The sequence below is a fragment of the Streptomyces sp. NBC_01723 genome (assembly GCF_036246005.1).
In the GTDB taxonomy this organism is placed as follows: Bacteria; Actinomycetota; Actinomycetes; order Streptomycetales; family Streptomycetaceae; genus Streptomyces.
The window spans coordinates 3,328,216-3,347,870 of record NZ_CP109171.1 but is presented as its reverse complement, the minus strand read 5'-3'; the positions used below and the strand labels follow the sequence as shown (position 1 = coordinate 3,347,870).

Genomic DNA, 19,655 nt, shown 5'->3' with positions numbered 1-19,655 from the left:
CCGGCCGCGCGCCGGACCGCGCCGGCCGGTCAGCCGCCCGCCTTCAGCAGCTCCGCCACCAGCGGACCCGCGGTCTCGCCGCCGTGGCCGCCCTGCTGGACCACGCCCGCCGCGGCCACGTCGCCCCGGTACGCGGTGAACCAGCCGTTGGGCTGCTTCTGGCCGTCGACCTCCGCCGAGCCGGTCTTCGCGCCGACGTCACCGCTCACCCCGGCCATCGCCTCCGCCGCGGTGCCGTACGCCGCCGTGTAGGACATCAGCTCGCGCAACTGTGCCAGCGTCCCCGCCGACATGGTGCGGGAGGCGGTGGCGAGGGCCCGTCCGTCGACCGAGGGGGCGACCAGATAGGGCTGGTGGAAGCCGCCCGACTTCACGGTCGCCGACACCGACGCCATGTTCAGCGGGTTCATCCGCACCCCGCCCTGCCCGATCAGGGAGGCGCCCATCTGGGCGTCGCTCTGCACCGGGACCGAACCGTCGAAGGTGGACACACCGACGGACCAGTTGTTCATCGACAGGCCGAACACCTCCTTGGCCTGGCGGGTCAGGTCGTCGTCCTTCAGCTTCGGGGCCTGGCTGATGAAGGCGGTGTTGCAGGAGCGGGCGAAGCTCGCCTTGAACGTGCCGTCCTTGATCTCGAACTTGTCGTCGTTCTGGAACTTCCAGCCGCCGTAGCTGAAGTACTTCGGGCACGGGTGCTTCTCGTCCATCGACGCCAGGTTCTTCTCGATGAGCATCGAGGCCGTGACGACCTTCATCGTGGAGCCCGGGGCGAGGGAGCCCTGGAAGGCGGTGTTGAAGCCGTGGCCGCCGTTGGCGACCGCGAGGACCTCGCCGGTGGAGGCGCGCAGCGCGACCACCGACGCGCGCTCCTTGCCGTCCACCTGCTTCTCGGCGACCGCCTGGAGGGCGGGGTCCAGGGTGGTCTTCAGGGTGCCGGGGGTGCCCTTGCTCAGCTCCAGCAGGGTCTTGTCGGCGACCTTCGCCGCCTTCGACTCCTTGCCGCGGACCACGCGCAGTTCGATGCCGGGGGTGCCGCCGGCCTTGTCGCCGTACTTCTCGCGCAGACCGTCCAGGACGCTGCCGAGCGAGGGGTACTTCGCGGCGGTGATCTCGGCGCCGTCCCGGTCCAGCGCCTTCACCGGCGGGTCCCCGGCCTCGCCGGTGACCAGCTTGTCACCGTCCTTCAGCTCCGGGTGGACGACGGCGGCGTGCCAGTCGACGCGGGGTTCGCCGTCGCCGGCCCGGCGCACGACGGTCAGCGCGCTGTCGTACGCCAGTGGCGCGGTCGTCTTCCCGTGGGCGACCGTGCCCTTCACGGAGAACGGGACCTTCTCCCCGGCCGGGGTGCCCGCGGTGAGGGTGACGTCCTTGATCCGGGCGTCCTTGGCGTAGCCGGTGAGCAGGGCCTTCGCGGCCTCCGCGTCGTCGGTCGCGGCGGCGGCGCCGGCCGTGTCGCCCTTCTGCCACGCGGTCAGGAACCCCTGCGCCGTCGAGGTGATCTCGGCCGCCGTCAGGGGGCCCGACTTCACCTCGTCGGCCGCCGCGGACTTCGTCCTGGCGTCGTCCTCGGCGCCGGACTCGCCGCCGAACATCGCGTAGGCGCCGAACCCGGCACCGGCCACGACCACCGCGGCCACCCCACCGATCACGGCGGGTGCCGTCCTGCGCCGTTCGCCGGCGCCCCTTCTGCTGCTCACTGCGTCCCGTCCTCTTCGGCGCCCGGATCCCGGGCCGCTCGATGCCCTCGTTGCCTCATGCTTCCAACGACCCGACCACAGTAGGGGCATACACCGTGGCCGGTCCGGCTCAGCCCCCCGCTCGTAGCACGTCCGCGACAATCGGGCCGGCCGCGTCGCCGCCGTGGCCGCCCTCCTCGGTCATCGCCGCCGCCGCGACGTCGTTGCGGAAGCCGGTGAACCAACTGTTGGACGTGGTCTGCCCGTCGACCTCGGCCGACCCGGTCTTCGCGCCGATGTCGCCGCCGAGACCGGCCATCGCCGGCCGGCCGGTGCCCTGGGTGGCGGTGAGCCGCATCATCTGCTTGAGCTGGGCCGCGGTGCTCTGCGGCAGGCCCTTGGCGGTGGCGAACTCGCGGTCGTCCAGGTCGCGGGAGACCAGGTAGGGCTGGCGGAACTCGCCGGTGATGGCGGTGGCCGTCACCGAGGCCATGTTCAGCGGGTTCATCTGGACCACGCCCTGGCCGATGGCGTTGGCCGCGCGGTCCGGGCCGCCGGAGGCGGGGACCCTGCCGTCGAAGGAGACGATGCCGGTCTGCCAGTTGTCCCCGCCCAGCCCGAAGCGCTCCTGGGCCTCCTGGGTCAGCGAGGAGTCCGAGAGCGGGTCCTCGTCGACGAGCTTGATGAAGCCCGTGTTGCAGGACCGCATGAAGGTGTTGGCGAGCGTGGCTCCCTCGTTCGGCTCCATGCCGGTCAGGTTCTTGAAGGTCTGGCTCTGCCAGGTCGCCGTGCTGGGGCAGGGGGCGGGTTGGTTCATCGAGGTCACGCCGTTGTCGATGAGCATCGCGGCAGTGATGATCTTCATGGTGGAGCCGGGGGCGACGCGACCCTGGAACGCCGCGTTGAAGCCGTCCGCGCGGTTGTTGGCCACGGCCAGCACCTCGCCGGTGCTGGGCCTGACCGCGACCACGGACGACTCGCCGTACCGCTTCACGGCCTTCTCGGCCGCCGCCTGCACGCCCGCGTTGAGCGTCGTGCGCAGCTTGCCGGGCTCGCCCTTGCTGAGCGTCAGCAACGGGGAGTCGGGGGCGTCCTGGGCGGTGTGCCGGACCACCAGCTCGACGCCCGGGGTGCCGCCCGCCTCGGCGCCGTACCGCTCCCGGAGCGTGGCCAGGACCGGTCCGAGCGACGGGTACTTCTCCTTCGTCAGCACCTCGCCGCCCCGGCCGACGGCCTCGATCTGCGGGGTCGCCGACTCCTCGGTGACCAGCGTGTCCCCGTCCTTCAGCGAGGGGTGGACGACGGACGGCTGCCAGTCCACCAGCGCCCGCCCGCTGGTCTCACCGCGCACGACCTTCAGGGTGCTCTTGTACGTCAGCGGCTTGGTCGCGCCCTCGTACGACACCTTCGCCTTCACGGTGAACGGCACGGACGCGCCGGCCGCGGCGGAGGGCGTGATCTCGACGCCGGAGATGTGCGCCTCCTCTCCGTAGGCCGCCAGCAGCGTCGTGGCGACCGAGGCGTTGTTCGTGTGCGTCGCCGCCGTCGCCGCGTCGCCCTTCTCCCACGCCGCGAAGAACTTCCCGGCCGCCTCCTCGACCTCGTCCGCGCTCGGCGGCCCGCTCTTGACCGACGCCCCGGCGGCGCCGGACCCCCCGTCCCCGTCCAGCGCCGAGACAACGTTGTACGCGCCGTACCCGGCCCCGCCGACCATCACCGCGAACACGCCGCCTATGACGGCGACCTTCACCCCCCTGCCCATCGGCAGTCCCCTCCCCGTCTCCCCGTCCGGCCTTCCGCGCGCCGACTTGAACGCGTTCAGAAGCACTTGTGGGTCGCACTCTATGTGCAGGGCGTGACCGGCGGTACGAAAGTTTCCGGATGGTGGCCGAATGGAGATGAGGCGTGTTCAGATCCGTTCGTGCTCCCGGCCGTCCGGGCGCCCGGCGAACTCGCCGCACCCGTGCACGACTTGCCCGGGGCCGCGCGCGCGGACCGGTCGTCCGCAAGGAACGCCCGTACCCCGGCGCCCGGTCGGCCGAGGCCGGCGCATCCCCCGGAAGCGCATGCTGATCGGGCCCCGTGGGGGGTGGCTCACCCGCTCGGATGCCCTCGGTGAGCAACTGATCGCGAAGGTGTGCATGGTGAGTTCATGAACACAACACCTCAGCACAAGAAGGCAGTTTCCCTCCGAGCCCGCGCACTCGTGGTGAGTGCCGCCGTGGGCATCGCCTGCGCGGCGGGGGTGGCGACTGCCACGTCCGCCGTGGCCGCGACGCCCGCCACGCACGCCGCCACGACTGCCGCCTCGGGCCACGGCGGCGGCGGGGACGGGGACGAGTTCCAGTGCGGTAACGGCCTCCTCCCCATCCTCAACTTCTGCAACTGACGGACCACCACACCCACCCGCAGGGCGGTCGGGACCGGGGGCGGCGCCCCTCACCCCCGACCGCCCTGCCGAACGCCCGGCTAGACCCAGGTGTCCAGCCACATCCGCGACCGCCAGTCCTCCATCGGGAGGGCGGTGCCGGTGTACAGGGGCCAGAAGTAGATGAAGTTCCACGCGATCAGCAGGACCAGTACGCCCGCCCCGGTCGCGCCCGCCACGCGGCGGGCGTCGCCGCAGCCCGGGCGGCCGATGACCGCCCCCAGCAGCATCGCCACCGCCAGGCACAGGAAGGGCAGGAAGACGACGGCGTAGAAGAGGAAGATCGTCCGCTCCTGGTACAGGAACCAGGGCAGATAGCCGGCCGCGATGCCGCAGGCGATGGCGCCCGCCCGCCAGTCGCGGCGGAAGGCCCAGCGCCACAGGACGTACAGCAGCGCGAAGCAGCCCACCCACCACAGCAGCGGCGTGCCCAGCGCCAGGACCTCGCGGGCGCACTTCTCGCCGGCGTCGACCGGGCAGCCGTCCGCGCCGGGGGACGGCGACTCGTAGAAGTAGGAGACCGGGCGCCCCAGGACCAGCCAGCTCCACGGGTTCGACTGGTAGGTGTGCGGCGAGGTCAGGTTGGTGTGGAACTCCAGCACCTGGGTCTCGTAGTGCCACAGGCTGCGCCACCAGTCGGGCAGCAGCCAGGACCAGGAGCTGTTCGCGCCGTCGTTCGCCGCCCAGTCGCGGTAGTAGCCGCCGGAGCCGTCGGTGGGGGAGAGGATCCAGCCCAGCCAGGACAGCACGTACGTCGCGAGCGCCACCGGCACCGTGGACAGGAACGCCCAGCCCAGGTCGTGCCTCAGCACCGCCAGATGCGGCCGTTCGGCGCCCGCGACCCGGCGGGTGCCGACGTCCCACAGCACCGCCATCACGCAGAAGGCCGCCATGATGTAGAGGCCGTTCCACTTGGTGGCCGCGGCCAGACCCAGCATCAGCCCCGCCGCCAGCCGCCACGGCCGCCACCCGAATCGGAACGTCTCGGCGATGCCCGCGTCCGGCCGGACCAGGCCGTCCCCGTCCACCGGCAGTGCGGCGGCGAGCTTCCCGCGGGCCCGGTCGCGGTCGACGACCAGGCAGCCGAACGCCGCCAGCACGAAGAACATCAGCACGCTGTCGAGGAGCGCGGTGCGGCTCATCACGAAGTGCAGCCCGTCCACCGCCATCAGCGCGCCCGCCAGGCACCCGAGGAAGGTCGAGCGGAACAGCCGCCGTCCGATCCGGCACAGCAGCAGCACCGACACCGTGCCGAGCAGCGCCGTCATGAAACGCCAGCCGAACGGGTCGAAACCGAACAGCACCTCGCCCAGACCGATGATGTACTTGCCGACCGGCGGATGCACGACGTACGCCGCGTCCGCCGGGATCGGGACGTCGCCGCCCGAGTTCAGGATCAGGTCGTTGGCGTTCTTGTCCCAGTTGACCTCGAAGCCGCGGTGGATCAGCGCCCACGCGTCCTTGGCGTAGTACGTCTCGTCGAATATCACCGCCTTCGGACTGCCCAGGTTCCAGAACCGCAGCACGCCCGCGAAGAACGCCACCAGCAGCGGCCCGCCCCACGCCGACCAGCGCAGGATCCTCCCGGTGAGCGGCTTCGACAGGCCGAGGAACGCCCACAGGCGCGGACCCGGGCTGGTGTACGGCGGCACCAGCCGGTCGCCGACGTCGCCGGCCGCGGGCCCCGCCGGGTAGCCGAAGCGGCGCAGCCGCTGCTGCCAGGCGGGCCGCTCGTCGTGCGGTGCCTGGTCCTGCCGGGTGTCCGTGGAGGACGCGGTACTGGTCACCGCGCCATCGTAGGGAACCGTGCTGTGCACGTCCCGCGCATGGCCCCCACCCGCCCGATGCGTCCCGCGGAAGGAAGCCCGTCCGCCCCTGGGAGGATGGGGGCGTGACTGGAACCCTTGTACTGGCGGGCACCCCCATCGGCGACGTCCGGGACGCCCCGCCGCGGCTCGCCGAGGAACTGGCCGGCGCCGACGTGGTCGCCGCCGAGGACACCCGGCGGCTGCGCCGGCTCACCCAGGCGCTCGGCGTCACCCCGCGCGGGCGCGTCGTGTCGTACTTCGAGGGCAACGAGTCCGCCCGCACACCCGAGCTGGTCGAGGAACTGGCGGGCGGCGCGCGCGTGCTGCTGGTCACCGACGCCGGGATGCCGTCGGTGTCCGACCCCGGCTACCGGCTGGTCGCCGCCGCCGTCGAGCGGGACGTCCGGGTCACCGCCGTACCCGGCCCGTCCGCCGTGCTGACCGCGCTCGCACTGTCCGGGCTGCCGGTCGACCGGTTCTGCTTCGAGGGCTTCCTGCCCCGCAAGGCGGGCGAGCGGCTGACCCGGCTGCGCGAGGTCGCCGAAGAGCGCCGCACCCTCGTCTACTTCGAGGCGCCGCACCGCCTCGACGACACCCTCGCCGCGATGGCCGAGGCCTTCGGCGCCGACCGCAGGGCCGCCGTCTGCCGGGAGCTGACCAAGACCTACGAGGAGGTCAGGCGCGGCGGGCTGGGCGAGCTGGCCGCGTGGGCCGCCGAGGGAGTGCGCGGCGAGATCACCGTCGTCGTCGAGGGCGCCCCGGACCGCGGGCCCGAGGAGCTGGACGCCGCGGAACTGGTGCGCCTGGTGCGGGTGCGCGAGGAGGCGGGGGAGCGCCGCAAGGAGGCGATCGCGGCGGTGGCCGCCCAGGTGGGCGTGCCCAAGCGGGAGGTGTTCGACGCGGTGGTGGCGGCGAAGAACGCGGGGGCGTGATCCGGCCGCGCTTGACCCGTTCCTGACCTCGCGGGCCCTTCCGCCAAGGACACCCCAAATCGGCTCAAACACTCGGCACTGCCTGGTGCTTTCCGACTGGTGGAGGAGTCCACTGGAGGAAGGAACGGCGAACGAACCGAAGGAGCCGGGATGAGCATGAGTGAGAGCGCGGCACGGACCGGAATACCCTCCGGGGCCACCTCCGTCGTCCACGAGTCGTACTCCTTCGCCTGCATGCGCTGCGGGCACGGCTGGGAGCAGTCCTTCGAGATCGAGCACCGCAAGGACGCCGACGGCCACGAGTACGTGCGCTACGTCTCGGAGGGCCGCGTCGTGCCCTCCCCGCTGACCCGGCCGACCTGCGCCAACTGCGACAACCACGTCGTACGGATCATGCGGCCGGGTCGGGTCGCCTCGGTCCGCGGCACCGACCACGGCCCGCACCGGGTGCCGGCCGCCGGCCCCCTCGAGGTGCCGCCGGTGCCCGAGACGCCCGGTCCCGGAGCGGCGGGGCTCTCCGCCGAACGCCGGCACTGGCACCTGGGCGACCTGCTGCACGCTCTCCACCTCCACCGCCGGGCGAGCTGACGCCCCCGGGGAGCGGGCGGGGGTTTCGTAGGATCGGGGCATGCCTTCGAACGCCTCGGGACGCTCCGACAAGAACGACGCGCCCCCGCTCCCCGAGCCCCTCCGGGTGCCGGTCGCCGACTCGCACACCCACCTCGACATGCAGTCCGGCACGGTGGCGGAGGCGCTCGCCAAGGCCGCGTCGGCCGGTGTCACGACGGTCGTGCAGGTCGGCTGCGACCTGGCCGGCTCCCGCTGGGCGGCCGAGACCGCGGCGGCGCACGACGCCGTGCACGCCACCGTCGCCCTGCACCCCAACGAGGCACCGCGCATCGTCCACGGCGACCCCGACGGCTGGTCGCGGCAGGGGGCGCGGCGGCCGGGAGGGGACGCGGCGCTCGACGACGCGCTCGCGGAGATCGACCGGCTGGCCGCGCTGGAGCAGGTCAAGGGCGTCGGCGAGACCGGCCTCGACTACTTCCGCACCGGGCCCGAGGGCAAGGAGGCGCAGGAGCGGTCCTTCCGCGCCCACATCGAGATCGCCAAGCGGCACGGCAAGGCCCTGGTCATCCACGACCGGGACGCCCACGCCGACGTCCTGCGCGTCCTCAAGGAGGAGGGCGCCCCCGAGCGCACCGTCTTCCACTGCTACTCCGGCGACGCCGAGATGGCCGGGATCTGCGCCCGCGCCGGGTACTACATGTCCTTCGCCGGCAACGTCACCTTCAAGAACGCCCAGAGCCTGCGCGACGCCCTCGCGGTCGCCCCCCTGGAACTGGTCCTGGTGGAGACCGACGCGCCGTTCCTGACCCCGGTGCCCTACCGGGGCCGCCCCAACGCCCCCTACCTGGTGCCGGTCACGGTGCGGGCGATGGCCGCGGTGCGGGGCGTCGACGAGGACACCCTGGCGACCGCCCTGGCCGCGAACACGGCCCGCGCCTTCGGCTACTGACCGGCGGCAGGTCGAACCACGCTGCGTAGTCGCGTCGCTTTGGAGAGCGACGAACGCTCCGCTAGGTTCTGGGGGCCCGATCCGGACCCCTGGAGCGTGTCGGCGTGAGCAGAACGCAGTTCGAGACCACCGAGGTCGCCGAGGGACACGAGTACCTCGCACCGTACGACGTGCACAGCGCGCCGACCCTGCCGTACGGCGCCGTCCTCCCGTCCGCCCGCACGCCGGGCGACGGGCGGGCCGAGCGGCGGCGCCGGGCGCGGGAGGCCGGACGCGCGGACGGCTCCCTGCGCCGCCTGCTGCCCCGCGCGCTGGTCGTGGCCTTCCTCGCGGGCGGCACCACCGCCTTCGTGGCCAAGGACAAGGCGGTCGAGCTGACCGTCGACGGGACGCCCCGCACGCTGCACACCTTCGCCGACGACGTGACCGAGCTGCTCGCGCAGGAGGGCGTCGAGGTCGGCGCCCACGACGTGATCGTGCCGGCCCCCGGCACCCCGCTGACCAGCGGCGAGGACATCGCCGTCCGCCACGGGCGGCCCGTCCTGCTCACCCTCGACGGCCACCGCCGCCAGGTGTGGACGACCGCGGAGACGGTGCACGGCGCGCTGCGGCAGCTCGGCGTCCGGACGGAGGGCGCCCACCTGTCCACCGAGGGCTCCCGGCGCATCGGCCGCGAGGGCCTCGCCCTGACGGTGCGGACCGAGCGGGTGGTGACCGTCATGGCGGACGGCCGGGCCCGCACCGTCCGCACCAACGCCGCGACCGTGCGGGAGGCGGTCGAGGCGGCCGGGGTGACCCTGCGCGGCGAGGACACCACCTCCGTCCCCGCGACCGGCTTCCCCCGCGACGGCCAGACCGTCACCGTGCTGCGGATCACCGGCTCGCAGGAGGTCCGCGAGGACCCGGTCCCCTTCGACGTCCGACGGGCGGAGGACTCCTCGCTGTACCGGGGCACGGAGGTCGTCCAGCAGGCCGGCCAGCCCGGACTGCGCCGCACCACCTACGCCCTGCGCACCGTCAACGGCGTCCGGCAGAAGCCGCGCCGGCTCGGTACCGAGCTGGTGCGCGAACCCCGCGCGCAGATCATCCTGGTCGGCACCCGCCCCCGCCCCACGTCCGTGCGGGGCGCCGACCACCTCAACTGGCAAGGGCTCGCCGCCTGCGAGTCGGGCGGCCGTCCGGACGCCGTCGACCCCTCGGGCACCTACGGGGGCCTCTACCAGTTCGACACCCACACCTGGCAGAGCGTCGGCGGCGAGGGCCGCCCGCAGGACGCGACCGCCGCTGAGCAGACGTACCGGGCGAAGCAGCTGTACGTCCGCGCGGGCGCCGGTTCCTGGCCGCACTGCGGGGCCCGGCTGCGGGGCTGACGGGCCCGCCCCCGGCCCCGCCGCACGACCCCGGCAAAGCCGCCGCCGCCCCCGGATACCCTTGCGGGGTGAGCAGCCCCACCCCCGACGCCCTTCTGGGCCCCGCCGACATCCGCGAACTCGCGGCCGCCCTCGGCGTGCGCCCCACCAAGCAGCGCGGCCAGAACTTCGTCATCGACGCCAACACCGTCCGCCGTATCGTCCGCACCGCCGAGGTCCGCCCCGACGACGTGGTGGTCGAGGTGGGACCGGGTCTCGGCTCGCTCACCCTGGCCCTGCTGGAGGCCGCCGACCGGGTCACCGCCGTCGAGATCGACGACGTACTCGCCGGCGCCCTGCCCGCCACCGTCGCCGCCCGCATGCCGGAGCGCGCCGACCGGTTCGCGCTCGTCCACTCCGACGCCATGCACGTGACCGAGCTGCCGGGCCCCGCCCCGACCGCGCTGGTCGCCAACCTGCCGTACAACGTGGCCGTGCCCGTCCTCCTCCACATGCTCGACACCTTCCCGACCATCGAGCGCACCCTCGTCATGGTCCAGGCCGAGGTCGCCGACCGCCTCGCCGCCGGGCCCGGCAACAAGGTGTACGGAGTGCCGTCCGTGAAGGCCAACTGGTACGCCGAGGTCCGCCGGGCCGGCGCCATCGGCCGCAGCGTCTTCTGGCCCGCACCGAACGTGGACAGCGGGCTGGTCTCACTCGTCCGGCGGACCGAGCCGCTGAAGACCACCGCCTCCAAGCGCGAGGTCTTCGCCGTGGTCGACGCCGCCTTCGCCCAGCGCCGCAAGACGCTGCGGGCCGCCCTCGCCGGATGGGCGGGGTCCGCCGCGGCCGCCGAGGCCGCGCTCGTCGCCGCGGGCGTGTCGCCGCAGGCGCGCGGAGAGGCGCTGACCGTGGAAGAGTTCGCGCGTATCGCCGAACACAAGGAGTGACGAGCAAGTGAGCGTGACGGTCCGCGTCCCCGCCAAGGTCAACGTCCAGCTCGCGGTCGGCGCCGCCCGCCCCGACGGCTTCCACGACCTCGCCAACGTCTTCCTCGCCGTCTCCCTCTACGACGAGGTCACCGCGGTCCCGGACGCCGGCGGGCTCCGCGTCACCTGCGAGGGCCCCGACGCCGGCGAGGTGCCCCTGGACCGCACCAACCTGGCCGCCCGCGCCGCGCTGGCCCTCGCCGAGCGGTACGGCCGCGCACCCGACGTGCACCTGCACATCGCCAAGGACATCCCCGTCGCCGGCGGCATGGCGGGCGGCAGCGCGGACGGCGCGGCCGCCCTGCTCGCCTGCGACGCCCTGTGGGGCACCGGCGCCTCCCGCGACGAACTGCTCGCCATCTGCGCCGAGCTGGGCAGCGACGTGCCGTTCAGCCTGGTCGGCGGGGCGGCGCTGGGCACCGGGCGGGGCGAGAAGCTGACCGGGCTGGAGGTCGGCGGCGAGTTCCACTGGGTGTTCGCGCTGGCCGGGCGGGGACTGTCGACGCCGGCCGTGTTCCGCGAGTTCGACCGGCTGGCGGAGGGCGACATCCCGGCACCGGTCGCCGACCAGGCGGTCCTGGACGCCCTCGCGAAGGGCGACTCCACGGCGCTCGCCGTGGCCGTCTCGAACGACCTTCAGCCGGCCGCGCTCTCCCTCTTCCCCGAGTTGTCCGACACCCTCGCCGCGGGACGGGCAGCGGGCGCTCTGGCGGCAATGGTCTCGGGCTCGGGCCCGACCACAGCCTTCCTCGCCCCGGACGCCGGCTCCGCGTCCGACATCGCCGGCGTGCTGCGGGCGTCGGGCACCTGCCGTGACGTGCGTACGGCGGTGGGGGCGGTGGCGGGGGCGACGGTGGTGTGAGCGACCCGGCTCAGAGTTCGTCGATGGCGGTCAGGTCGATGTCGATGACATAAGGCTTCTCGACCTTGATCCGGTCCCGGTGGATGCCCATGTGTACATACGCGTCGGTCATCGGGTCGAGTTCGTAGACGTGGACGACCGGCCTGCCGTTGGTACCACCTTGCTCGACTCGCCAGAAGTTCGGGATGCCCGCAGCGGCGTACTTCTGCGGCTTGGTCGTTCGGTCGCGGGACTCGGAGTCCGGCGAGACGACCTCGACGGCGAGGAGGACGTCCTCGGCCCGATAGCTCGTCTGCGTCGGCCCGGTGACTGCCTCGGCACGGATGACGCTGACGTCGGGCTCCGGGCCATTGCGCTGATCGAGGATGGTGGTCATCTCCCGGCTGACCTTGAACTCGGCGGGCAAGCCGGCACGCAGTCCCCAGACCAGCAGGTCGATCACGTTCGCGTGGAAACGGCGCTGCGGACTCACGAAAACAAGGCTCCCGTCGATCAACTGGGTGTGCGGCGGGAGATCCGGCAGGGTGAACAGGTCGTCCACGGTGTAGCCGTCCACGGGGGGCACCGGCCACTGCTGGCGGCGGTGCTCTACTGACTCGGCGGTCATGGTTCCTCCCATGGACGGGATCCTGCTGCCTGCCTTCTACGGTAGCCGGGCAGTCCGACAGAGGTCACCACAAAGAGTGACCACCCCCGCCCGCGTCACCCCACCCCCCGGAGGGCCTACGCTGGAAGGCTGATCGATCCCCCAGGCAGGAGAGAAATGGCCGTCAATCTGGTCAATGTCGAGAACGTCAGCAAGGTGTACGGCACCCGTGCACTGCTCGACGGCGTGTCCCTCGGCGTCTCCGAAGGGGACCGCATCGGCGTCGTCGGCCGCAACGGCGACGGCAAGACGACCATGATCCGGATGCTGGCCAGGCTGGAGGAGCCCGACACCGGCCGCGTCACCCACTCCGGCGGGCTGCGGCTCGGCGTGCTCACCCAGCACGACTCCCTGGACCCCGAGGCCACCGTCCGGCACGAGGTCATCGGCGACCTGGCCGACCACGAGTGGGCCGGCAACGCCAAGATCAGGGACGTGCTGACCGGGCTGTTCGGCGGGCTGGACATGCCGGGCTTCCCGCAGGGGCTGGACACGGTCATCGGGCCGCTCTCCGGTGGCGAGCGGCGCCGGATCGCGCTCGCCAAGCTGCTCATCGAGGAGCAGGACCTCGTCGTCCTCGACGAGCCCACCAACCACCTCGACGTCGAGGGCATCGCCTGGCTCGCCCGGCACCTGCGCGAGCGCCGGTCCGCGCTCGTCTGCGTGACGCACGACCGGTGGTTCCTCGACCAGGTCTGCACCCGCATGTGGGACGTGCAGCGCGGCGACGTCTTCGAGTACGAGGGCGGCTACTCCGACTACGTCTTCGCCCGCGCCGAGCGCGAGCGCATCGCCGCCACCGAGGAGACCAAGCGGCAGAACCTGGTCCGCAAGGAGCTGGCCTGGCTCCGGCGCGGGGCGCCCGCCCGTACCTCCAAGCCGCGCTTCCGCGTCGAGGCCGCCAACGAGCTGATCGCCGACGTGCCGCCGCCCCGGGACAGCAGCGAGCTGATGAAGTTCGCCTCGTCCCGGCTCGGCAAGACCGTGTTCGACCTGGAGGACGTGACCGTCCAGGCCGGCCCCAAGGTGCTGCTCAAGCACGTCACCTGGCAGCTCGGCCCCGGCGACCGCATCGGCCTGGTCGGCGTCAACGGCGCCGGCAAGACCTCCCTGCTGCGCACCCTCAGGGACGCCGCCCGCAGCGACGGCGAGGAGCAGCCGGTGAGCGGACGGGTCCGCGTCGGCCGGACGGTCAAGCTGGCCTACCTCTCCCAGGAGGTCGCCGAACTCGACCCCACCTGGCGGGTGCTGGAGGCCGTGCAGCGCGTCCGCGAGCGCGTCGACCTCGGCAAGGGCCGCGAGATGACCGCCGGACAGCTGTGCGAGACCTTCGGCTTCGGCAAGGAGAAGCAGTGGACGCCGGTCGGCGACCTCTCCGGCGGTGAGCGGCGGCGGCTCCAGCTGCTCCGGCTCCTCATGGACGAGCCCAACGTCCTCTTCCTCGACGAGCCCACCAACGACCTCGACATCGAGACCCTGACCCAGCTGGAGGACGTGCTCGACGGCTGGCCCGGCTCGATGATCGTCATCTCCCACGACCGGTTCTTCGTCGAGCGGACCACCGACCGGGTCTTCGCCCTGCTCGGCGACGGCGCGCTCCGGATGCTGCCGCGCGGCATCGACGAGTACCTGGAGCGGCGCCGGCGCATGGAGGAGGCGGCCGCGGCGGCCGTGCCCGCCCCGGTGCGGAAGCCGGCCGCCGACGTGCCCGAGAAGAGCGCCGCCGACGCGCGCGCCGCCAAGAAGGAACTCCAGAAGATCGAGCGGCAGCTCGACAAGGTCTCCGAGAAGGAGACCAAGCTGCACGCCCGGATCGCCGAGAACGCCACGGACTTCGCGAAGGTGGCCGAACTCGACGCCGAGCTGCGCGGGCTGGCCGGGCAGCGCGAGGACCTGGAGACGCGCTGGCTGGAACTGGCCGAGGACGCCTAGCCCTTGGCCCCCGGAGCCCTGCGCGTAGGGGGCGCGGGTGGCGTGAAGAGGGCGTGAAGGTGCGTAACAGTGGCATCACGGGCCGGTTCTCCCTTGGGAACAGGGGTGGACGCGGCCCGGTGGGCTGTCGGCCGCGGGTGATAGAAAGGCCGTCCGAGGAGTGTCTCGGAGGACTGTCCGCGACAGTCCGGACGATCGCCTGAGACGACCGCGGGGGCAGCGCGTACCCCGGGTCGTGGCTAAAAATCAGTGAGTCATAAGGGGGAACGCGCTGATGAGCCAGCCGCCCAACCAGCCGCCGCAGTCGGGTGGCTTCGGAGCACCGCAGGACCCACCGCCGGGAGGCTTCGGGGCACCGACCCCGCCGCCGCAGGGCCCGCCCCAGACGCCGCCGCCCCCGCAGGGCCCGCCGTCCGGCCCGCCGCCCCAGCCGGGGTACGGCTACCCGCAGCAGCAGCCCGGCCAGCCGGGACCGTACGGGCAGCCCGGACCGTACAACTCCGGCCCCTACGCCCAGCCCCAGCAGCCCGGACCGTACGGCCAGCAGCCCGGCTACGGCTACCCGCAGCCGCAGTACCCGGGCGGCCCCGGCACCCCGCCGCCCGGCGGCCCCGGCTCCCGCAACCCCTTCAAGGGCAAGCCCGCCCTCGTCGTCGGCGCCGCGGTCGCGGCCCTGCTGGTCATCGGCGGCAGCGTGTGGGCGGTGACCGCCAACAGCGGCGACGACAAGGACAAGAAGCCGGTGGCCGGCAAGAGCGACGACCCGAAGCCCTCCGGCTCCGGCGGCGGCGCCCCGGTCAACCCCGGCGACGGCAGCGGTGACGGCGGCGAGGACCCCGACAACCTCAACGAGGGCCGCCAGGCCGGCGAGTCCAAGGTGCTCTGGTACAAGGAGGCGCCCGACGCCCCCGGTTCCGGCGCCGACGCCAACGGCATGTGGATCACCGACAAGACCGCGGTGAAGGCGGCGTACAAGCAGGTCTTCGCCTACAACGTCGGCGACGGCAAGCCCACCTGGGACCCGATCGCCTTCCCGGAGAAGATCTGCGCGGTCACCCCGGAGAAGACGGCCGACGACAAGATCATCGTCGCCTACATGAGCGGCTCCAGCGACCGCGCCAAGTGCAACAAGCTCCAGGAGATCGACCTCGCCACCGGCGCGAAGGGCTGGACGGAGGAGGTCGCCGACGGCGAGCTGTTCGACTCCACGCTCTCCGTCGAACTCTCCGTCAGCGGCACCACGCTGATGGTCGGCCGCTCCCAGTCCGGCACCGCCTACGACGTCACCAGCGGCAAGAAGCTGTACGACAAGAAGCGGTACGGCGACGCCTGCTTCCCCGCCGGGTTCGCCGGCAGCGCGAAGAAGCTCGTCCAGGTCGCCTCCTGCGGCGCCGGCGGCAACAACGAGCACGACGAGGTCCAGGGACTCGACCCGAAGACCGGCAAGGTCCTGTGGACCTACAAGTACGACAAGGGCTGGCGGGTCGCCCGCGCCTACTCCGTCGACCCGCTGGTCGTCTACGCCACCAACGAGGACAAGAAGGTCTGGAACATCTCCACCTTCACCTCCGGCGGCAAGGTCGTCGAACAGGTCGGCGTCGACGAGGACTTCGCCCCCGAGTGCGGCTGGGCCATCCTCGAGCGCGACCTCCAGGGCTGCTCCGGCGTCGCGGTCGCCGACAACACCCTCTACCTGCCCACCGAGGCGACCAGCGGCGCCAACGAGATCGTCGCGATCAACCTCGCCACCGGCAAGGAGAAGTGGCGGACGAAGTCCCCCGCGGACGAGTCGATGATGCCGCTGAAGGTCGAGGGCGACCAGCTCGTCGCGTACGTCCAGCCGTCCTACGACGCGGGCGGCCAGGTCGTCGCCATCCCGACCGGCGGCAGCGCCCACGCGCCGGCCAAGCTGCTGCAGAACCCGCAGGGCGTCGCGGACATCGAGAACAGCTTCTACTCCAAGGACATCGACTGGGTCGACGGGCGGTTCTACATCTCCACCACCCGCCTGACCGGAAACGACGAGTCGAAGGAGAAGTTGATGCTCGCCTACGGCAAGTGACCTTCTTCGCCGCTCTCTCCGACTCTTTCCCCGTCGTCCCCGCTTCCCCGAGGTAGTCACGCCATGAGCCAGCCGCCGCCCCCGCCGCCGCCCAACCAGCCGCCCACGCCGCCTTCGGGAGGCCCGCCCAACTTCGGGAAGGCTCCCGAGCCGGGGTACGGCTACCCGCAGACGCCGCCGCAGACCCCGCCGCAGGCGCCCGCGGCTCCGCCCACTCCGCCGGCGGGACCGCCGCCGCAGCAGCCGGGGTACGGGTATCCGCAGACTCCGCCGCAGCCCCAGCCGGGGTACGGCTACCCCGGTCAGCAGCCCGGGCAGCCGGGGCCGTACGGGCAGCCGACGCCGGTGTACGGGCAGCCGGGTCAGCCCGGGCAGCCGCAGTACGGCTATCCGCAGGCGACCGTGCCGATGCAGCCCCAGCCCGGCGGGCCGGGCGGCGGCCGGAAGATCAACGCGCAGCTGGCGATCATCGTGTCGGCCGTCGTCGCGATCGCGCTGATCATCGGCGGCGGGGTCTGGTACGCCAAGTCCTCCGACGACGGCGGCAAGGACGACACCGCCAGTTCCAGCGGGGGCACCGGTGGCAAGGGCGGCACCGACGAGAAGGGCGGCGAGGGCGGCGAGTCCTCCGCCGGCACGGAGAAGGTCCCCTCCGACCCCGCCGCCAAGGTGCTCTTCCAGGTCCCGGCGCCCGCGGTGAGCAAGGACGACAGCAGCGTCGTCGTCTCCGGGTCCTGGCTCACCGACAAGGTGTACGCCAAGAGCGGCATCGCCGAGGTCGTCGGGTACGACCCCGACAAGGGCAGCAAGCAGTGGTCGATCAAGCTCGCCGGTCCCGTCTGCGCGGCCAGCCAGCACGTCACCGACGACAACAAGACGGTCGTCATCCACCAGCCCGCCATGCCGACCAAGGCCGAGCCCTCGCACGGCTGCACCCAGGTCGCCGTCCTCGACCTGGACGCCGGGAAGAAGCTGTGGACGAAGACCGCCGGTGACCAGCCGATCAACTTCAGCAACGTCACGATCAGCGGCGACACCGTCGCGGCCGGCAGCACCGAGGGCGGCGTCGGCTTCGACATCGCCAAGGGCGAGGTCCTCTGGTCCCCGAAGGCGACCGACTCCTGCTACGACGCCGGGTACGGCGGCGGCGACAAGCTGGTCGCGGTGCGCAAGTGCGGCTCGTACGACGCCCGGCAGCTGAACATCCAGAGCATCGACCCGAAGAGCGGGAAGGTGATCTCCGAGTACAAGATGGCCAAGGGCATCGAGTACGCGGGCGTCGTGTCCACGGACCCGCTGGTCGTGGCCGCCGACGTCGGTGACTCCGCCGGCGACGGCAGCGGCATCTCGGACTTCTTCTCGATCGACAACAAGACCGGCAAGCTGCTCACCCGCATCTCGGTCCCCGGCGAGCAGTTCGCGGCCCGCTGCGACACGATCACCAAGATCGAGAACTGCACGGGGCTCGCGGTCGGTGCGAACCGGCTCTACATCCCGACCGAGGAGCACGAGGGCAGCGGAGAGTCCTACAGCCGGACCAACGAGGTCGTCGCCTTCGACCTGGCCACGGGGAAGCAGACGGGGCAGCGGGCGGACGCCGGCGAGGACTACACGATCACTCCGCTGCGCATGGACGGCGGCAACGTGATCGCCTACAAGCGGCCGCCGTACGACAAGGGCGGTCAGATCGTCAGCATCGACGGCGGGTCGTTCAAGCAGACCACGCTGCTGGAGAACCCGGCCACCGACGCGGTGCGGGACGTGGAGTCCAGCATGTCGCCGGACTACTCCGAGATCCTCTACTCGCAGGGGCACCTGTACATGTCGCAGGTGTTCGCAAGTGAGCCGACCAGCGCGGACGAGAAGGAGTACCTGGCGATCGGGTTCGGCACGAGCGGCTGAGTCCGCGGTGCCTCTCGGTGCCCTTGAGTGCCCTTGACTGCCCTTCGGCCCCGTTCCCGCTTCCTGCGGGGGCGGGGCCGTCTTGTGGGTGCGGGGCGCTGCGCGGGGGCGTATTGGGGTGGGATTCGGTGATCGGGGGGCGATTCTCGCCGGTAGCGGCAGCGCGGGATCCGGCTAGCGTGTAGCTTCCGGGGGCATGCCGGGGGTCTGGGTGACTGGGGGGTTGCTCCATGGGAGTACGGCTCATGGTGGTCGACGATCACCGATTGCTCGCCGAGGCGCTGGCCTCTGCGCTGAAGCTGCGCGGGCACCGTGTGCTGGCCGCGACGGCGCCGGCCGCGGGGGCGGCCGAGCTGGTGATCAGCCGGGCGCCGGAGGTGTGCCTGCTCGGGACGGCGACGCCGGCCGAGGCGGGGATGTTCGATCCGGTGGTGCGGATCAAGCGGGAGCGTCCGCAGGTGGCGGTGCTGGTGCTGGGACCGGTGCCGAGCCCTCGCGGGATCGCGGCGGCGTTCGCGTCGGGGGCGTCGGGGTACGTCCGGCACGACGAGCGCATAGAGGGCGTGGAACGGGCGATCATGAAGGCGCGGGCCGGGGAGGCGGCGGTGGCGCCGGCGCTGTTGCAGGGGGCGTTCGGGGAACTGCTGAATCCGGCGGCGCAGCCCGACGACGAGGGGGCGCGGCTGCTGCAGATGCTCACGCCGAGGGAGGTGGAGGTCCTGGTCCGGGTCGCCGACGGCGAGGACACCCGGCTGATCGCGGCGGGGATGGGGATAGCACCGTCGACGGCGCGTACGCATGTGCAGCGGGTGCTGATGAAGCTGGGGGTGGGCTCACGGCTGGAGGCGGCGGCTCTGGCGGCCCGGACGGGGTTGCTGGACCGGGCGAGCACCTCCGGCGGCTGAGCGGGGTGCCTGCGGCGGCCTGCGCGGGTTGAGTGAGGGTGCGCGCGGCGCGGTGCGTGGGCCTGTGGGCCGGGGGCGCGCTCGGGGGTGTCCGTCCTCGGAACGGCGCGGAACCGGTCGGCCACAAAAGTGCCCTGCGGTGACGCGCCGACCGCTGCGGGCGGACACCCCCCGACACGGCCCCTTCCCGACGTACGCGGCTCTCCGGCCGCCTCAGCCGTGGGTGGTTGCGCGGGTCACCCTGTCCTCGTGCGGGCCGTAGGCGAGGTCGAACGTGATCAGGACGCCGGTTCGGCGGTCCTTGCCCTGCTCCGTGTCGCGGCGGGCGCGGGCGGCCCCGACGAGCGCGGGGAGGGCTCCGGCGGAGAGGACGGCGAGGGCGAGGACGGCCTGGACGGCCCAGTTGGATGTGTCCATGACATTCTCCTGACGTGGAGGGCGTACGGAAAAGCTACGAGCTTGCGTATGGCCAGGTCCACGCGCCGCTGGGCAGTGAAATCGATGCCGCCATCGGCTGTGCCGATAGCTCGGCACATGAGGGATGTCACATAACGCTGGGTGGTGATTGCTGGCCGCGTGTAGCTTTGCCCCCTTTGGGGTGCTGCGCCGAGGCCCATGACGGAGGCATGATCTCCTCGTCGA

General features: G+C 72.5%; 15 protein-coding genes and 1 pseudogene. 11 read left to right on the top strand and 5 right to left on the bottom strand.

Translation table 11 applies throughout. The features are described 5' to 3' along the window. Positions 1–29 precede the first annotated feature (29 nt). Positions 30–1,700 (bottom strand): penicillin-binding transpeptidase domain-containing protein, encoded by a 1,671-nt coding sequence (locus OIE75_RS15450; protein ID WP_307012891.1) that lies wholly within the window; start codon positions 1,698–1,700, stop codon positions 30–32. A 109-nt stretch (positions 1,701–1,809) separates the two neighbouring features. After that, a complete protein-coding gene (locus OIE75_RS15445; protein ID WP_329471233.1) occupies positions 1,810–3,441 on the bottom strand; it encodes a penicillin-binding transpeptidase domain-containing protein in 1,632 nt (543 codons plus the stop codon). Positions 3,442–3,831: 390 nt separating this feature from the next. Between OIE75_RS15445 and OIE75_RS15440 the strand changes: the two genes are divergently transcribed. Then, positions 3,832–4,068: a hypothetical protein gene (locus OIE75_RS15440; protein ID WP_307012887.1), complete on the top strand. Its 237-nt coding sequence runs from the start codon at positions 3,832–3,834 to the stop codon at positions 4,066–4,068. A gap of 80 nt (positions 4,069–4,148) precedes the next feature. On the opposite strand, the gene OIE75_RS15435 is transcribed toward OIE75_RS15440, so the two are convergent. Further along, the gene (locus tag OIE75_RS15435; RefSeq protein ID WP_329471232.1) at positions 4,149–5,894 is read right to left on the bottom strand and encodes a dolichyl-phosphate-mannose--protein mannosyltransferase; all 1,746 of its coding nucleotides are present in this window, start codon (positions 5,892–5,894) and stop codon (positions 4,149–4,151) included. A gap of 104 nt (positions 5,895–5,998) precedes the next feature. Here OIE75_RS15435 and rsmI point away from each other — a divergent pair, with 104 nt between their 5' ends. From rsmI to OIE75_RS15405, 6 genes and pseudogenes are all read left to right on the top strand, one after another. After that, positions 5,999–6,847 (top strand): 16S rRNA (cytidine(1402)-2'-O)-methyltransferase, encoded by an 849-nt coding sequence (rsmI, locus tag OIE75_RS15430; protein WP_125493345.1) that lies wholly within the window; start codon positions 5,999–6,001, stop codon positions 6,845–6,847. Positions 6,848–6,997: 150 nt separating this feature from the next. Continuing rightward, positions 6,998–7,435, top strand: coding sequence for a hypothetical protein (locus OIE75_RS15425; protein ID WP_329471231.1), 438 nt, complete (start codon positions 6,998–7,000; stop codon positions 7,433–7,435). A gap of 40 nt (positions 7,436–7,475) precedes the next feature. Then, positions 7,476–8,366: a TatD family hydrolase gene (locus OIE75_RS15420; RefSeq protein ID WP_329471230.1), complete on the top strand. Its 891-nt coding sequence runs from the start codon at positions 7,476–7,478 to the stop codon at positions 8,364–8,366. A 149-nt stretch (positions 8,367–8,515) separates the two neighbouring features. Beyond that, positions 8,516–9,736, top strand: a pseudogene (locus OIE75_RS15415) (ubiquitin-like domain-containing protein); the annotation flags it as partial. A 68-nt stretch (positions 9,737–9,804) separates the two neighbouring features. Next, positions 9,805–10,665, top strand: coding sequence for a 16S rRNA (adenine(1518)-N(6)/adenine(1519)-N(6))-dimethyltransferase RsmA (gene rsmA, locus OIE75_RS15410; protein ID WP_307012878.1), 861 nt, complete (start codon positions 9,805–9,807; stop codon positions 10,663–10,665). A gap of 7 nt (positions 10,666–10,672) precedes the next feature. After that, the gene (locus OIE75_RS15405; protein ID WP_329471229.1) at positions 10,673–11,566 is read left to right on the top strand and encodes a 4-(cytidine 5'-diphospho)-2-C-methyl-D-erythritol kinase; all 894 of its coding nucleotides are present in this window, start codon (positions 10,673–10,675) and stop codon (positions 11,564–11,566) included. Between the two features lie 10 nt (positions 11,567–11,576). Here the strand turns inward: OIE75_RS15405 and OIE75_RS15400 are convergent, their stop codons facing one another. Further along, entirely contained in the window at positions 11,577–12,173 is a 597-nt protein-coding gene (locus OIE75_RS15400; protein ID WP_125493359.1) for a Uma2 family endonuclease, read from the bottom strand. A gap of 156 nt (positions 12,174–12,329) precedes the next feature. On the opposite strand from OIE75_RS15400, the gene OIE75_RS15395 reads away from it, so the two are divergent. From OIE75_RS15395 to OIE75_RS15380, 4 genes are all read left to right on the top strand, one after another. Continuing rightward, positions 12,330–14,144 (top strand): ABC-F family ATP-binding cassette domain-containing protein, encoded by a 1,815-nt coding sequence (locus OIE75_RS15395; RefSeq protein WP_329471228.1) that lies wholly within the window; start codon positions 12,330–12,332, stop codon positions 14,142–14,144. 274 nt (positions 14,145–14,418) lie between these two features. Further along, complete coding sequence (locus tag OIE75_RS15390) at positions 14,419–16,206, top strand: outer membrane protein assembly factor BamB family protein (protein ID WP_307012873.1); 1,788 nt, start codon at positions 14,419–14,421, stop codon at positions 16,204–16,206. Between the two features lie 63 nt (positions 16,207–16,269). Next, on the top strand, positions 16,270–18,108 hold the full coding sequence (locus tag OIE75_RS15385; protein ID WP_307012871.1) for an outer membrane protein assembly factor BamB family protein: 1,839 nt from the start codon (positions 16,270–16,272) through the stop codon (positions 18,106–18,108). Positions 18,109–18,338: 230 nt separating this feature from the next. Beyond that, positions 18,339–19,013: a helix-turn-helix transcriptional regulator gene (locus OIE75_RS15380; RefSeq protein WP_307012869.1), complete on the top strand. Its 675-nt coding sequence runs from the start codon at positions 18,339–18,341 to the stop codon at positions 19,011–19,013. 213 nt (positions 19,014–19,226) lie between these two features. On the opposite strand, the gene OIE75_RS15375 is transcribed toward OIE75_RS15380, so the two are convergent. Next, positions 19,227–19,430, bottom strand: coding sequence for a hypothetical protein (locus OIE75_RS15375; protein WP_307012866.1), 204 nt, complete (start codon positions 19,428–19,430; stop codon positions 19,227–19,229). Positions 19,431–19,655 lie beyond the last annotated feature (225 nt).